Annotated in this window: 14 protein-coding genes and 1 pseudogene; 11 read left to right on the forward strand and 4 right to left on the reverse strand. The window is 72.5% G+C overall.

Translation table 11 applies throughout. The features are described 5' to 3' along the window. Nucleotides 1-14 precede the first annotated feature (14 nt). A complete protein-coding gene (locus AB0903_RS05025) occupies nt 15-446 on the forward strand; it encodes a nuclear transport factor 2 family protein (protein WP_366699102.1) in 432 nt (143 codons plus the stop codon). Nucleotides 447-545: 99 nt separating this feature from the next. Here the strand turns inward: AB0903_RS05025 and AB0903_RS05030 are convergent, their stop codons facing one another. Then, on the reverse strand, nt 546-1,349 hold the full coding sequence (locus AB0903_RS05030) for an NERD domain-containing protein (RefSeq protein ID WP_366699103.1): 804 nt from the start codon (nt 1,347-1,349) through the stop codon (nt 546-548). A 190-nt stretch (nt 1,350-1,539) separates the two neighbouring features. On the opposite strand from AB0903_RS05030, the gene AB0903_RS05035 reads away from it, so the two are divergent. The 6 genes from AB0903_RS05035 (at nt 1,540) to AB0903_RS05060 (ending at nt 8,482) form a co-directional block, all read left to right on the forward strand. Further along, on the forward strand, nt 1,540-3,675 hold the full coding sequence (locus AB0903_RS05035; RefSeq protein WP_366699104.1) for a PBS lyase: 2,136 nt from the start codon (nt 1,540-1,542) through the stop codon (nt 3,673-3,675). A gap of 48 nt (nt 3,676-3,723) precedes the next feature. Then, a complete protein-coding gene (locus AB0903_RS05040) occupies nt 3,724-4,032 on the forward strand; it encodes a zinc-ribbon domain-containing protein (RefSeq protein ID WP_366699105.1) in 309 nt (102 codons plus the stop codon). A 97-nt stretch (nt 4,033-4,129) separates the two neighbouring features. After that, complete coding sequence (locus tag AB0903_RS05045; protein WP_366699107.1) at nt 4,130-5,521, forward strand: FtsW/RodA/SpoVE family cell cycle protein; 1,392 nt, start codon at nt 4,130-4,132, stop codon at nt 5,519-5,521. Continuing rightward, nucleotides 5,518-6,978 carry a penicillin-binding transpeptidase domain-containing protein gene (locus tag AB0903_RS05050; protein WP_366699109.1) on the forward strand — a complete coding sequence of 487 codons (1,461 nt, stop codon included), beginning with the start codon at nt 5,518-5,520 and terminating at the stop codon, nt 6,976-6,978. The genes AB0903_RS05045 and AB0903_RS05050 overlap by 4 nt, the downstream gene beginning before the upstream one ends. Then, nucleotides 6,975-8,033, forward strand: coding sequence for an amidase (locus AB0903_RS05055; RefSeq protein ID WP_366699111.1), 1,059 nt, complete (start codon nt 6,975-6,977; stop codon nt 8,031-8,033). The genes AB0903_RS05050 and AB0903_RS05055 overlap by 4 nt, the downstream gene beginning before the upstream one ends. Continuing rightward, nucleotides 8,030-8,482 (forward strand): DUF3291 domain-containing protein, encoded by a 453-nt coding sequence (locus tag AB0903_RS05060; protein WP_366699113.1) that lies wholly within the window; start codon nt 8,030-8,032, stop codon nt 8,480-8,482. Before AB0903_RS05055 ends, AB0903_RS05060 begins: the two co-directional genes overlap by 4 nt. On the opposite strand, the pseudogene AB0903_RS05065 reads toward AB0903_RS05060, so the two are convergent. Continuing rightward, a pseudogene (locus AB0903_RS05065) lies at nt 8,483-9,081 on the reverse strand (Uma2 family endonuclease). It abuts the gene before it with no gap. 135 nt (nt 9,082-9,216) lie between these two features. Then, the gene (locus AB0903_RS05070) at nt 9,217-10,329 is read right to left on the reverse strand and encodes a ferritin-like domain-containing protein (protein WP_366699114.1); all 1,113 of its coding nucleotides are present in this window, start codon (nt 10,327-10,329) and stop codon (nt 9,217-9,219) included. A gap of 167 nt (nt 10,330-10,496) precedes the next feature. Here AB0903_RS05070 and AB0903_RS05075 point away from each other — a divergent pair, with 167 nt between their 5' ends. From AB0903_RS05075 to AB0903_RS05090, 4 genes are all read left to right on the forward strand, one after another. Then, complete coding sequence (locus AB0903_RS05075) at nt 10,497-11,432, forward strand: diiron oxygenase (protein WP_366699116.1); 936 nt, start codon at nt 10,497-10,499, stop codon at nt 11,430-11,432. A gap of 43 nt (nt 11,433-11,475) precedes the next feature. Then, on the forward strand, nt 11,476-12,204 hold the full coding sequence (locus tag AB0903_RS05080; protein ID WP_366699118.1) for a TetR/AcrR family transcriptional regulator: 729 nt from the start codon (nt 11,476-11,478) through the stop codon (nt 12,202-12,204). Nucleotides 12,205-12,214: 10 nt separating this feature from the next. Then, nucleotides 12,215-12,493, forward strand: coding sequence for a hypothetical protein (locus AB0903_RS05085; RefSeq protein WP_366699120.1), 279 nt, complete (start codon nt 12,215-12,217; stop codon nt 12,491-12,493). 326 nt (nt 12,494-12,819) lie between these two features. Beyond that, a complete protein-coding gene (locus AB0903_RS05090) occupies nt 12,820-13,665 on the forward strand; it encodes a hypothetical protein (protein ID WP_366699122.1) in 846 nt (281 codons plus the stop codon). Here AB0903_RS05090 and AB0903_RS05095 read toward each other — a convergent pair. Continuing rightward, nucleotides 13,638-14,873 (reverse strand): styrene monooxygenase/indole monooxygenase family protein, encoded by a 1,236-nt coding sequence (locus tag AB0903_RS05095; RefSeq protein WP_366699124.1) that lies wholly within the window; start codon nt 14,871-14,873, stop codon nt 13,638-13,640. The two genes, AB0903_RS05090 and AB0903_RS05095, sit on opposite strands and share 28 nt — an antisense overlap. Nucleotides 14,874-14,901: the final 28 nt, after the last annotated feature.

Below are 14,901 nucleotides of genomic sequence, written 5' to 3' on the forward strand. Positions count from 1 at the left end.
GACGAGGAGACAGAGTGACGTTTCTGCCCGACACCGGACACATCCCGAGCGCCGAAGAGCTGGCCGGCATCCAGGAGTGGTTCGCCGTCTACGACGCGCACAGCGCCGCACGCGACGTCGAGCGCATGGCGGACATGGCCGTCTTCCCGCTCAACCTGATCAGCGACGACTCCGCGGGCAACGGCGCCTCCGCCCAGTGGGACCGCGAGCAGTTCACCGAGACCATGAGCCGGGTGATGGGCGACGGTGACGGCGACATCACGTTCGAGTCGGTGCGGACACCGGTGTTCCTCTCCGCCGCGATGGCCGTCGTCTTCACCGACTCGGCCATGACCGTGGACGGGCGGACCCGGCAACTGCGGTACGCGGACATCCTGATCAGGCGGAACGGGACGTGGGCGTTCCAGACGATGATGCAGGGCGGCTGGGGCGACCACCTGCGCTGAGCGGCCCGGCTCAGGCCCGGTCGGGGCGGCAGCCGGCACTGGACCCGGCCGCCCGGGATCACGCCCCGAGCCAGGCACGACGGCCCCGGCCACCCCGGGTCACGCCCCGAGCCAGGTACGGCGGTCCCGGGCCGCCGCGTACAGGGACTCGATGTCCGCGGGCTTGAGGACCCCGCCGAGCCGGGCCAGTGCCGGCACCTCGTCGTCCCGCAGGATCCGGATGTCACCAGGTGCCGACGCGGCGTCCAGCCGGGCCGCGCCGACGACGACCAGGACCGGCCGGACCGCGGCGGCCAGTACGTGCGCGGCCCGTTCGGCACGGCGGCGTGTCGGCGTCACGTCGCAGACCGCGCCCCGGCCGCCGCGGACCGGACGTTCACCGACCCGCACCCGCGTCCCGTCGGCCGCGAACGCGTGCAGAGCGAGCACGCCGCCCGGGCCGACGGCCAGCTGGTCGATGTGGTCGCCACCCGGCAGCGGCACGGCGTGCAGGACGCGCCAGCCCGCCGGTTCCAGCTCGTCGAGCGCTTCGCCGAGCCGCTGCTGCGCGGCGAGATCCGAACGCCGCGCATCGCGCCGCATCAGCCGCAGCGTGGCCGGCGGCCTGCGTTCGAGGTCCGTGAGGAGCGCCTCGCCGGGCCGGTTGGGAGCCAGATCGTCGTCCGGGGGCAGCGCGAGACGCGCCAGTTCCGCCCGGGTGGGCACGGGCGGCGGCCCCACGGTGAGCTCGCCCGCCGTGAACGGGGCGAGCGCCTCCAGCACGGCGTCGCGACGGTCGTCGAGGAGGAGCGCGACCCGTCCGGTGTCGCGCTCGCACCAGGCGACGGCGCGGCCGTCGGGGAGGGTCACCACGAGCCGGTCCCTGCCCTGGACTCGGGCCGGCGTCACCCTCAGTCGCTCCATCACCATCACCCACCGCCCATGGGAACAGCCGCCCGCTACGGCGGCAACAGGCCGGGATTCAACAACCCCCGGACAACCCCGCCGGTTACCGGTCAGGATGTCGGCTCCTTGGGGCACACTTCCCCCAGACACAAGGGTCGAGACCCGAAGTTTGCTTGGAGACCCAAGGTTTCTTGGGAGGGGGACAGTCGTGTTCGCGGGAATCGACGAGGTCGAGTGGGCCTCGCTGGAGCATGCCTACGGCCCGGCCGACGATGTGCCGGAGCTGCTGCGCGGACTCGCCTCCGCGGATCCGGCCGAGCGCGAGCACGCGCTCGACGGAATGTACGGGGCCGTGCACCACCAGGGGGACGTGTACGACTCGACGCTGGCGTGCATCCCGTTCCTGATGGAGCTGGTGGCCGATCCCGCGGTGCTGGACCGGGGCTGCATCGTCGAGCTGCTGACCAGTATCGGCGGCATCGATCTGGACGGCGACGAACTGGACCCGGAGGACGAGGAGTTCGAGGACGCCGCGAACTACGCCATGGCGGCGTCGGCGGTCACGGCCGGGGCGGACGTCTTCCTCGGCCTGCTGGACGATCCGGACCCCGGGGTGCGGCTCGCGGCGCCGCTCGCGCTGGCCACCCTGCACAGCGATCCGGTCAGGGTGCTGCGCCTGCTGCGCGCACGGCTGGACGCGGAACGTGACACGGAGGTGCGGCTGGCGTGCCTGGAGGCCGCCGGCCGGATAGCGCTGCGGCACCGGGGCCTGCTGCCGGAGGTGGTGGACCTGCTGACCGCCCTGTCCCGGACGGCGTACGGCGCGGGGCTGCGGCTCGCGGCACTCGCGCAGCTGGCCCGCTGCGCGCCCGGTGCGCTGCCGTCCGATGTCGTACCGGGGGTGACGGGTCTGCTGCGGGAGCTGCGCACCCAGCCGGTGGCGTCGGCCCCGGCCGCCGACGGGCTCCCCTCTGCGACGCTGCTCGGCCAGCTGTGGCAGGTGCGGGCCGGCGACACCTCGGCCCACCGCGCGGCCCCGTGGACGGCGGACCTGCTGCGGACGCTCCACGACGGGCTCGGCGACCGGGTGGACGACCGGATAGCGCTGCTGGCCGACCAGCTGTGCAGCCCGGACCGGGCGCAGCGGGTCGACGCGGTACGGATGAGCAGCGCGCTGCTGCGGACGTGGCGGGGTGCGTACGGGGAGCTGGTCGGCCTGCTCGGCGAGCAGCTCGCGGATCCGGAACCGCAGCTCGCCATGGGGGCGGCGTACACGCTCAAGGAGCTGTTCGGCCTCGCGGTGCCGGCGGCGGACGCGCTGGCGCAGCGGGTGGCGGCGGAGCCGTCCACCTGGGTGCGCAGATGGCAGGACGGGCCGCCGACGCTCTGCCCCGCGATCGTGGCGCTGGCGCGGGCGGGCGACGCGCGGGTGGTGCCCGTACTGGCGGAGATCCTGCAGCGGGCGGAGGCGCCGGGGGATCTGGGGCACTCGCTGGACGAGCTGGGCAGGGCCGCCGCACCGCTCGCCCCGGCGCTGCGTGAGCGGCTGGCGGCGCTCGAGCTGGACGACCGGCTGGCCGACCGGGTGGAGCCGCTGCTGCACGGGCTGTCCGTACTGGGCCCGGGTGCCGCGGCGGCCGAGTCGGTGCCTGCCGTGCTGCGGGTGCTGCAGGGGGCGACGGGCGAGCGGCGCGAGGGGGTGGTCGGATCGGCCGTGCGGACGCTCACGGCCTTCGGGCCGGCGGCCGGCGAGGCCGTTCCGTACCTGTGGGGGCTGCTGCACGAGGCGGGTTACGGGCAGGGGGCCGACTCCGCGGCGCACCTCTCCCCCGCCGGGGCGGCCTTACCGCCGGCGCTCGCCGCGCGGACCGCGGGCGCCCTGTGGGCGATAGAGGGCGACCGGGACGCGGTGCTGCCGGTGCTGTGCGCGGTGCTGAACACGCCCGAGCAGGCGGCCCGGCGGTCGGCGGCCTCGGTGCTCGGCACGATGGGCACGGCCGGTGCGGCCGCCGCGCCGCAGCTGGCAAGGCTGCTGCGGTCGATGGAGCCGTGGACGCGGGTACGGGCGGCGGTCGCGCTGTGGCGGGTCACCGAGGACCCCGAGCAGGCGTGGCCGGTGCTGCGCGCGGCCTGGGAGACGATGCCGCGCACCCGGATGTCGGCCGCGGCGTGCCTGGCGGACCTGTCCACGGCGGGTGCGCAGGGGGCGCAGCGGCTGGTCGACCGCGAACTGCTGTCCGCCCGGCGTCACAACGGGAACGAGAGCGTGGCGGACAGTCGTGACATCGTGGAGGACGAGAGGCTGCTGGCCCTGTGCCGGCAGGCGGTCCACCGCGGGCCGTGACCGGCCGGCGGTCAACGGACGCACCATCGACGGGGAGGACCCGACAGCATGATCATTTTCGGTACCAAGGGATACATCCACCAGCTGGCGATACTGACGCTGGTGTGCGGCCACTGCGGCAATCCGTCGGCGCACACCCTCAGGAAGCGGGTCAGCAAGTTCACGCTGTTCTTCGTGCCGCTGTTCCCCTTCTCGACGAAGTACGCCACGCAGTGCACTTTCTGCGGCGCGGAGCAGCAGATCACCGCCGAGCAGGCGGAGCAGCTCCAGCTCCAGGCCGGCGGCGGGCAGGGGCTCCAGGGCGGGCAGCCGACCGGCCACGCGCAGCAGCCGGGGCAGCACCCCTACCAGCGTTGAGGACGGCACCGAATGTTCATGACGGTCCGTCCGTTCGACGTCGGCACACTATGACATAAAGGGGCAAAGCAAGTCGCCGCTTGCTACGTTGCGTGGCATGACCGCAACGACGGCGGGGACTTCGCCGCACGAGCCGGGCCCCGGGCCGCGTCCGCCGAAGCGCCGGGGCGTCGAGCTGTCGCTCCTCGTCTGCGCCGTCCTGATCTGCGTCCACGGCTATGTCGCCGTCGGTCTCGCCAGGAACGGCGCCGTGCCGCCGGACGTCGCCGGCTACGGGGCGGGGCTCGGCGTCCTGGCCCTTGTCGCCCATCTGGCCGTCCGGCTGTGCGCGCCCTACGCCGACCCGCTGCTGCTGCCCATCGCGGTCCTCCTCAACGGCCTGGGCCTGGTGCTGATCTACCGCCTCGACCTGGAGACCCCGCTCAACCGGGCGGCCCCCGCCCAGCTCGTCTGGTCCACCTTCGGCGTCGCCCTGTTCATCGGCGCCGTCGTCCTGCTGCGCGACCACCGGGTCCTGGCGCGGTACGCCTACGTCAGCGTCACGGCCGCGCTCGCCCTGCTCTGCGCCCCGATCTTCTTCCCCGCGGTCAACGGCGCCAGGATCTGGATCCGGATCGGGCAACTCTCCTTCCAGCCGGGGGAGTTCGCCAAGGTCCTGCTGGCCGTCTTCTTCGCCGCATACCTCGCCGCGAACCGGGGCGCCCTCTCGCACGCGAGCCGGCTGATCCGCGGACTGCAACTGCCCACCGGGCGGGTGCTCGGACCGGTCGTCGCGGTGTGGCTGGTCAGCGTCGGTGTACTGGTGCTGGAGCGGGACCTCGGCACCTCGCTCCTCTTCTTCGGGCTGTTCGTCGTCATGCTGTACGTGGCGACGGGCCGGATCGGCTGGATCGCCGTCGGGCTGGTGCTGGCGGCGGCCGGGGCGTTCGCCGTCGGCTCGCTCGAGCCACACGTCCACAGCCGGGTCGAGGACTGGCTGAACCCGTACGCCAGCATCGAGGCCGGACAGGGCCCCGGCCAGCTGGCGCAGTCCCTGTTCGCCTTCGCCGCCGGGGGTGTGCTCGGCACCGGCCTGGGGCTCGGCCACTCGGTCCTGATCGGCTTCGCCACCAAGTCGGACTTCATCCTCGCCACCGCCGGAGAGGAGCTGGGACTGGCCGGCCTGAGCGCGATCTTCCTGCTCTACGCGCTTCTGGTGGCGCGCGGGCTGAGCACCGGACTCGGCCTGCGTGATCCGTTCGGCAGCCTCCTCGCGGTCGGGCTCTCCTCGATCGTCGCGCTCCAGGTCTTCGTCATCGCGGGCGGCGTGACGGGGCTGATCCCGCTGACCGGTATGGCGATGCCGTTCCTCGCGCAGGGCGGCTCCTCCGTGGTCACCAACTGGGTCATCGTGGCGCTGCTGATCCGGCTCAGCCACTCGGCCCGCGCACCGCTGCCCGTGCCCGTGGAGGCAGGCGTCATCGCGCCGGCCGAGGCGGTGCGGCAGTGACCCGCACCATCCGGCACGCCGCCGGCCTGTGCCTGCTGCTGCTGCTCGCCCTGCTGGTCAACGCCGGCCGTGTGCAGATCGTCGAGGCCCCCGGGCTCGGCGCGGAACCGGCCGACCGCCGTGCCGCCATCGCCCGTTACGCCCAGCCGCGCGGCGACATCCTCGTCGACGGGAAACCCGTCACCGCCTCCGAGGACACCGGCGAGCAACTGCGGTACGAGCGGACCTACCGCGACGGCCCGCTGTACGCCCCGGTGACGGGCTACGCCTCGCAGACGTACGGCACCTCGTTCGTCGAACACACGGAGGACCCGGTCCTCAGCGGCACCGACCCGATGCTCGCGCCGCTGCCCCTGTGGAACGACCTCAGCCGCAGCCGCCCGCCCGGCGGCGACGTCGCCACCACCATCAAGGCGGCGGCGCAGGAGGCCGCGTACCGCGGTCTGGGCGGCAGGCGGGGCGCCGTGGCGGCGGTCGAACCGGCGACGGGCAAGATCCTGGCGCTGGTCAGCAGCCCCTCCTACGACCCCGGTCTGCTGTCCGGCACCGGGCCGGAGGTCTCCCGGGCCTGGTCCCGCCTGAACGCCGCCGAGGCGCAGCCGATGCTGAACCGCGCGATCCGCCAGACGTATCCGCCCGGCTCGGCGTTCAAGATCGTGACGGCCGCGGCGGCGCTGGAGGCGGGCGTCGTCGACGACGTGGACGCCCCGACCCGCACCCCGGAGCCGTATCTGCTGCCGAACACCCGCACACCGATGCCCAACGCCACGAAGGGGTGCGAGAACGCCTCCCTGGCCGACGCCGTCCAGTGGTCGTGCAACAGCGTGATGGCGAACCTGGGGGCGCGCGTCGGGCTCGCGGACATGGTCGCCACCGCCCGCGGGTTCGGCTTCAACGACCCGGCGCTGCGCATCCCCACCGGCGTGACCGCCTCCAACTTCGACACCGACATGTCCCCCGACCAGCTGGCCCTGTCCTCGATCGGCCAGTTCAACACGACGGCCACACCCCTCCAGATGGCGATGGTGGCGGCGGCCGTGGCCAACGGTGGCGACATCCGGCACCCCTACCTGGTGGACCACGTCACCAGGGCGAACGGCGACCTGGTGGCGCAGAACGGCCCGCGCGGCTACCGGGAGGCGATGACGCCGGTCACCGCCCAGCGGGTGCGCGACCTGATGGTGCGGGTCGTCGAGAAGGGCACCGGGGAGAACGCGGCGATCGACGGCGCCACCGTCGGCGGCAAGACCGGCACCGCCCAGCACGGCATCGACAACTCCGGGCTGCCCTATGCCTGGTTCATCGGGTGGGCCCACGCCCATGACGCGGCCCAGCCCGCCGTCGCCGTCGCCGTCGTCGTGGAGGACGCGACCGCCCTGCGGGAGGACATCAGCGGCGGGGGCAGCGCGGCACCCGTCGCGCGGGCCGTGATGGAGGCGGCACTCTGGACGCCATGAACATCGCGGCGACACTGGAGGCCATCGGGCGCCTCGACCCCGGCGTGAGCGCCTTCACCGACGTGTGGGGCGCCGAAGCCCTCGCCCAGGAGCGCCGCACCGACCCGCGACTCCCTCTCGCGGGAGTCCCGTTCGCCGTCAAGGGCCCCTCGGGCATCCGGTCGTACGCGGCCCGGCGGCTGACCGCCGCGGGCGCGGTGGCGGTCGGCTCGACCTCGGTACCCGGGCCCGGCACGTACTGGCAGACCTGGGGGCTCGGCGCGTACGGGCCGACCCGCAACCCCTGGCGGGCGGACCGCACACCCGGCGGCTCCTCCGCGGGCTCCGCGGCGGCGGTCGCGGCGGGCATGGTGGGCCTCGCCACCGGCAGTGACGGGGCCGGCTCCGTGCGGGTCCCGGCGGCGTGGTGCGGTGTGTTCGGGCTGAAGACGACGAACGGGCTGCTGCCGTCGCCCGACCGTACCGGCCTGGCGTCGGCCGGCGTGCTGGCGGCGTCGGCGGCCGACGCGCGGGCCGCTCTGCGCCGCATCCTGGACACCTACGAGCCGGTGGCGCCGAAGCTTCCGCTGCGCGCGGTGTGGTCGGCGGACCTCGGCTTCGCGAACACGGAACCGGAGGTGGCGGCGGTCGCGCTGGCGGCGGTGGAACGGCTGGAGTCGGCCGGTGTCGTACGGCTCGCCGACGCCCGTCCGGCGCTGCTCGATCCCGCCGGCGCGTGGTCGGCGGTACGGAGCGGCCGGCCGGAGCGGGGCGCGGAGGTACGCGCGGAGAACGACCTCCGGCTGGACGCGCTGTTCGCCGGCGCGGACGTCCTGCTGACCCCGGCCACCCCCAACCGCCCGCACGGTCACGACGGGCCCGGCCACGACGTCTACTCGACGGCCCTGACGTGGACGTTCAACCTGAGCGGCCACCCGGCGGCCAGCGTCCCCGCCGGTTTCACCGGCGACGGCTGCCCCGTCGGGCTCCAGCTGGTGACGGCCCGGGGGACGGACGTCTCACTGGTCGAAATCGCCGCCACGGCACAGGAGCATCTGATTACCGTGCGTCCATGACCTCCTACGAACTCGCCCAGGTGAACATAGGCCGCCTCAAGGCCCCGCTGGACTCGCCGCAGTTGAAGGACTTCGCCGACAATTTGGAGCCCGTCAACGCGGTGGCGGACGCCGCCGACGGCTTCGTCTGGCGCCTGAAGACGGAGGCCGGCGACGCGACGGACCTGCGGATCTTCGGCGACGAGTGGATGCTGGTCAACATGTCCGTGTGGCGGGACAACAACGCCCTGACGGCCTTCATGTACCAGGGCATGCACCGGGAGCTGCTGGCGCGCCGCTACGAGTTCTTCGAGCGGATGCACGAGGTCATGACGACGATGTGGTGGGTCCCGGCCGGCCACCGGCCGACGGTCGCGGAGGCGGAGGAACGCCTGCTGCACGTACGCGAACACGGCCCGACGCAGTACGCGTTCACGCTGCGGAAGCCGTTCCCGGCGCCGGGGGCGTGATCAGCGGCGGCGGTTGACCGCCGTCAGATCGATGCCGATCGGGAACGGCAGGTCGAGGACCAGTTTCTTGTGGTGGATCCCCGTCAGCGCATAAGCCCGGACTGCCGGGTCGAGCTCGTACACGTACACGACAGGGAGCCCCTCGTCCTCCTCGACCCGCCAGAAGTGCGGGACGCCCGCCCGGGCGTACTTGTTCGGCTTGACCTCCCGGTCACGCTCGACCGAGTCGGCCGAGACCACGTCTACGGCGAGCACGACGTCCTCCGGGCGGAACCAGGTCTGGCGGGGCCCTCGTCCGCGTCCACCGGGACCACGAGGACGTCCGGCTCGGGCCTGTTCCGCCGGTCCAGCTTGACGGTCATCTCCCTGATGGCCTCCAGGTGATCCGGCGCCTGCTCCATGAGCGCGTTCTCCAGCAGGCGCATGGTGCGACTGTGGAACCGGGTCCGCGGACTCGTCAAGACAAGACTCCCGTCGATCAGCTCCGTGTGCGGAGGAAGATTCGGAAGCCTCTCCAGGTAGTCCGCGGTCCGGCCGTCGACCGGCGGACGGGGCCACTGGTAGTCCTCGCCCAGCCCGTACTCGCGTGCGGCACTCATGGTTGCTCCCATGCGACGGCGTCTGCCTGGGAGATCAAGCCCACCCAGCCGGAACGCCGGACGCCCGACTCGAAGGAGTGATCGACAACCGCGCCTTGACGGCATCGCCCGGGGCCGTCAAGGCGGCAGGCCCGCCTACGGCGTCTCCACCGCCCCGTCCGCGACGGCCTGCGCCACCTCCGCGACCCGTTCCCGCTCCTCGGCCGCGAACCGCTCCCGGTCGAGCGCTTCCGCGATCTCCTCGTCCTGGGCCATCAGCAGGTCGAGACTGGCGTCGCCCATCTCGAAGACGCCCATGTCGAGATACGCCTTCTGCAGCCGCTCGCCCCACAGGCCGATGTCCTTGACGCAGGGCACGATCCGGCTGAAGAGCAGCTTGCGGAAGAGGTGCAGGAACTCGGACTGCTCGGAGTACGCCTCCGCCTCCGCCGCCGAGAGACCGAAGTTCTCCAGGACCTCGATGCCGCGCAGCCGGTCGCGCATCAGATAGCAGCCCTCGATCACGAACTCCTCGCGTTCGCGCAGTTCCGCGTCGGTCAGCTGCCGGTAGTGGTCGCGCAGCGCCATCCGCCCGAAGGCCACGTGCCGGGCCTCGTCCTGCATGATGTACGCGAGGATCCGCTTGGGCAGCGGCTTGGTCGTGGTGTCGCGGATCATGCCGAAGGCGGCGAGCGCCAGGCCCTCGATGAGCACCTGCATACCGAGGTAGGGCATGTCCCAGCGGGAGTCGCGCAGGGTGTCCCCGAGCAGGGCCCGCAGATTGTCGTTGACCGGGTAGAGCATCCCGACCTTCTCGTGCAGGAAGCGGCCGTAGATCTCGGCGTGCCGCGCCTCGTCCATGGTCTGGGTCGCGGAGTAGAACTTGGCGTCGAGGTCGGGGACGGACTCGACGATCCGCGCCGCGCAGACCATGGCGCCCTGCTCGCCGTGGAGGAACTGGCTGAACTGCCAGGACGTGTAGTGCTTGCGCAGTTCCCCCTTGTCCCGTTCGGTCATCTTCGCCCAGTGGCGGGTGCCGTACAGGGTGAGCGCCTCGTCGGGGGTGCCCAGCGGGTCGTACGGGTCGACCTCCAGGTCCCAGTCGATGCGCTTGGCACCGTCCCACTGCTTGTCCTTGCCCTTCTGGTAAAGGGCGAGGAGGCGTTCACGCCCCTCTTCGTACTCCCAGCTGAAGCGGGCGGAGCCGGTGGCGGGGATCTGCCAGATCGGCTCCGAGGGGGCTTTCGTATAGCGGTCCTGACTCGACACCGGCGGCTCCTTCGCCTCGTATCCCTTGTGCACAAGGACAGTTGGCAGGCTCACACGCTGGTAGACGAGGAGTCAACAAGTCGTGCACGGGGGATTGACGAGGTTACTGACAGGGAGTCTCATAACTGAAGAAGCCGGTGACCCCCACTCGCGAGGTGCCCTCAGCCATGACGACAGTGACCGACCGCGACGTGCAGCTGCTCCGCGACGCCCTCGGCCCGCTACGGGACCGCGAACAGGTCGCCGCACGCCTGCTCGAGTCCTCGGCCAAACACTCCTTCGATCCCGACAAGGAACTCGACTGGGAGGCACCGGTCGAGGACGGCAAATGGTTCTGGCCCCCGGAGCTGGTCTCCCTCTACGACACCCCGCTCTGGCGGAGGATGTCCGAGGAACAGCGGATGGACCTCGCCCGGCACGAGGCCGCCTCGCTCGCCTCGCTCGGGATCTGGTTCGAGATCATCCTGATGCAGCTGCTGGTGCGCCACATCTACGACAAGTCGGTGACCAGCAAACACGTCCGCTACGCACTCACCGAGATCGCCGACGAGTGCCGGCACTCGATGATGTTCGCCAGGATGATCGAGAAGGGCGGGGCCCCCTCGTACCCGGTGCCGCGGATCTACCACAACATGGCACGTGTGCTGAAGACGGTCTCCACCACACCCGGCTCGTTCGCCGCGACCCTGCTCGGAGAGGAGATCCTCGACTGGATGCAGCGCCTGACCTTCCCCGACGAGCGGGTGCAGACGCTGGTGCGCGGTGTCACCCGCATCCATGTCGTCGAGGAGGCCCGTCATGTGCGGTACGCCCGCGAGGAGCTGCGCCGCCAGATGGTGACCGCGCCGCGCTGGGAGCAGGAGTTCACCCGGCTCAGCTGCGGCGAGGCGGCCCGTGTCTTCAGCGTCTGCTTCGTCAACCCGCAGGTGTACGAGAACGTCGGCCTGGACCGCCGCGACGCCGTCGCCCAGGTCAAGGCCAGCGGGCACCGCCGTGAGGTCATGCAGACCGGCGCCCGCCGGCTCACCGACTTCCTGGACGACATCGGCGTACTGCGCGGCCCCGGCCGCAGGCTGTGGAAGAGTTCCGGCCTCCTCGCGTGATCACATGACAGGTGCCGCGCACCCTCCGGTTACGCTGCGGAGCATGACCGGTCCCGCTCCCGCCACCCGCGCCTACCGACGGCTCAGCGTCGAAGAGCGCCGCGAGCAACTGCTCGCGGCGGCGCTCACCCTCTTCGCGCACCGACCGCCGGAGGAGATCTCCCTCGACGACGTGGCGGAGGCGGCCGGGGTGTCGAGGCCGCTCGTCTACCGGTACTTCGCCGGCGGCAAGCAGCAGCTGTACGAGGCGGCCCTGCGGTCCGCCGCCGACCGGCTGCGGCAGTGCTTCGCGGAACCGCAGACCGGTCCGCCCACCGAGCGGCTGACCCGCGTGCTGGACCGCTACCTCGTCTTCGTCGACGAGCACGACGCCGGGTTCAGCGCGCTGCTGCGCGGCGGAAGCGTCGCGGAGACCTCCCGTACGACCGCGATCGTCGACGAGGTGCGGCGGGCGGCGGCCGAACAGATCCTCGTCCACCTCGGGGTGCACCGGCCCGGACCGCGCCTCGGGATGATGGTCCGCACCTGGATCGCGTCGGTCGAGGCCGCGTCGCTGATCTGGCTGGACGAGGACAAGCAGCCGGCCGCGGACGAGCTGCGCGAATGGCTCGTCGACCATCTGGTCGCGCTGCTCACCGCGACGGCCGCGACCGACGAGGAGACGGCGGCCGTGGTCGCCAACCTGCTCGCGCAGGAGACGGCGGACGGCCCCGTCGGCACGCTGGTGCAAAGGCTCGGGCCCGTCGTCGGCGGCGCGGCGCACCTGCTGTGAGACTGGTCCGGTGAAAAGCGAGAACACCCCCTTCGAGGGCGGCCCCCTCGACGGCCGCGTGCTGCCCGTACTGGTGGGCCCCACCGGCCACCCCCCGAAGTGGTACAAGGTCCCCGTCCCGAACGACGACGGCACCCCGCCCACCGTCCACGCCTACCGCCGCGTCCCCTCCGGCTACACCAAACGGCTCGGACTCCAGCGCGGCTGGAAGTACGAGTACGCCCCCGGTGGCGTGGAACGCCGCGAACTGAAGTGGCCGTGGTCCAAGCCGGGGGGCGGCGCGGCGTAGGAGCGGGGCCGGCGCCCCACGACGGTGACCGGCGACCTTCCCGGCGGCTGAGTGGCAGGCGCCCTTCCCGGGAGTGGCCGGCGACCTTCCCGGCGGCTGAGTGTCCGGCCCGTGATGCGAGCGCGCTCGGCGCCGCGGCTCGGTGCCGGGGCTCGGCGCCGGGGCTCGGTGCCGGGGCGCAAGGAGACGCGCCGGGTGGGCGGGGATCGTGACCGGGCGAGTGACCGGGTTGCGCCGGGGTGCGCAGCTCCGGTCGCCGTACACGGGGGCGCCACGCAGCCTCGGGTGCGGGCGGAGGGACCGTCCGTACGGCCGGAGGTGATCGGGTGTCAGGCAGTTGCGTGATGCGGGCCGTGTGCGTGGGCGCGCTCGTCGTCGCCGCGACGGCGACGACACTGCCCGCGGCGGCGGAAGGGCCGGAGCCCGGAGCCCGGCAGGGTGCCGTCGACAGGGTGCTCGGCGAGATCGGGGACGCCGTCATGGAGCGGTTCGCCGCCGAAGGCGCGGGCTCCGCTCCTGGCTCGCCGCTCTCGCTCGGCGAACTCACCGCCGCCTCCGGCGTGAGCGGCGTGCTGACCCGGTTGCGCGAGCTGTACCGGCAGGCCGAGGCCGCCGGTGAGACCTATCGGAGCACCGAGGGCGCCCTGCGAGCCCAGCGCACCGAGACCGCGCGGCTGAACAAGGAGCTCGCCGCGGCACGCGGCGCGCTCGCGCTGAGCCGCGCAGAGGCGGGCCGGATCGCGCGCGAGCAGTACCAGGGCACGTCCGAGCTCTCCGCGTACCTGGAGCTGCTGCTGGCCCGCGACCCGCAACGCGTCCTGGACCAGGGGCACCTCATCGAGCGTGCGTCAACCGGCCGCCTGGCGGCCATGGCACGGCTGGAGGCCGGCGAGAAGCGGTCCCGAGAACTGGCGGCCGCCGCCCGCAGGGCCCTGGACCGGGAAATGGTGCTCGCCGCCCGGAAGAAGCAGGCACGCGACCGGGCCACGGCCCGGCTGCGCTCCGCCGAAGGGCTGCTCGCCTCGCTCTCCACCGACCAGCTCACCGCCCTGGCCGCGCAGGGCACGGCTTCGTACGCCCCGCCCGAGCTGCCGCCCGGCGTGGCGGCGGACGGCCCGGACGAGGCGGAGGCCGAGGCCGGCGGTCAGACGCCGGAGACGGACGCCAGGTAGGCGCCGGTCTTCTCCGGGTCGTAGAAGAAGTTCTCGAAGTCCGACGGGTCGTTGAAGCCGTTCGCGAACCGGTCCGCGACCGGCTGGAGCCCACCGGCCGCGCCGATCAGGTTGAGCACGTGCTCCGGCGGCACACCGAGCATCGCGTTCGTCCACTTGGTGACGTGCTGCGCCGTCTCCCAGTACCGGTCGAACGTGCCCTGCATCCACTGCTCGTCGAACGGCCTGTCCCCGTGCTCGGTGATCGACGCGAGGTACGAGGCCGCGCACTTGGACGCCGAGTTGGAGCCCTGGCCGGTGATCGGGTCGTTGGCGACGACGACGTCCGCGACACCGAGGACCAGCCCACCGCCGGGGAGCCGGCCGATCGGGTTGCGGACGGTCGGGGCGTATCGTCCGGCAAGTGTGCCGCCGGCGTCGGTCAGTTCGACCCTGGTGGCCCTCGCGTACTCCCAGGGTGTGAACTTCTCCATCAGCTCCAGCGTCAGCGACAGGTGCTCCGCCGGGTCCTTGACGCCCTTGAAGGCGTCGAGCGGTCCGCCCGGAACGCCCTCCCAGAAGAGGATGTCGGCGCGGCCGGACGTGGTGAACGTCGGCATGACGAACAGCTCGCCGACGCCCGGCACCAGGTTGCAGCGCACCGCGTCGTAGTCGGGGTGCTCGGGGCGCGGGCCGAGGCCGTGCACATAGGCGACGGCGAGCGCGCGCTGCGGCTCCGTGTACGGCGAGCGGGACGCGTCCCGGCCGAACATCGAGACCAGCTCGCCCTTGCCGGCCGACACCAGCACCAGGTCGTAGGCGCGGGAGAAGTAGTCGAGGTCGGAGACGGCCGCGCCGTGGATGACGAGTTGTCCGCCGCGCTGAGCGAAGGTCTCCATCCAGCCGGCCATCTTCACGCGCTGGTCGACGGACTGCGCGTAGCCGTCCAGCCTGCCGACCCAGTCGACCGCGCGGCTCGAGTCGGGAGCGGCGACGGAGACTCCGAGGCCCTCGATCCTGGGTGCCTGCGACTCCCAGAAGTTGATGCCGAGGTCACGCTCGTGCTGGAGCGCGGTGTGGAACATGCACTGGGTGGACATGACCCGGCCGGACCGGATCTCGTCCGCCGTGCGGTTGGACATCAGGGTGACGTCGTAGCCCTGCGACTGGAGGCCCAGGGCGAGCTGGAGGCCGGACTGACCTGCTCCGACTATGAGTATCTTCCGCATGGCGGGGTTCTCCGTGGTTCTGCGTCGT

It is taken from the genome of Streptomyces sp. NPDC048389, assembly GCF_040706335.1.
Classification (GTDB): Bacteria; Actinomycetota; Actinomycetes; order Streptomycetales; family Streptomycetaceae; genus Streptomyces.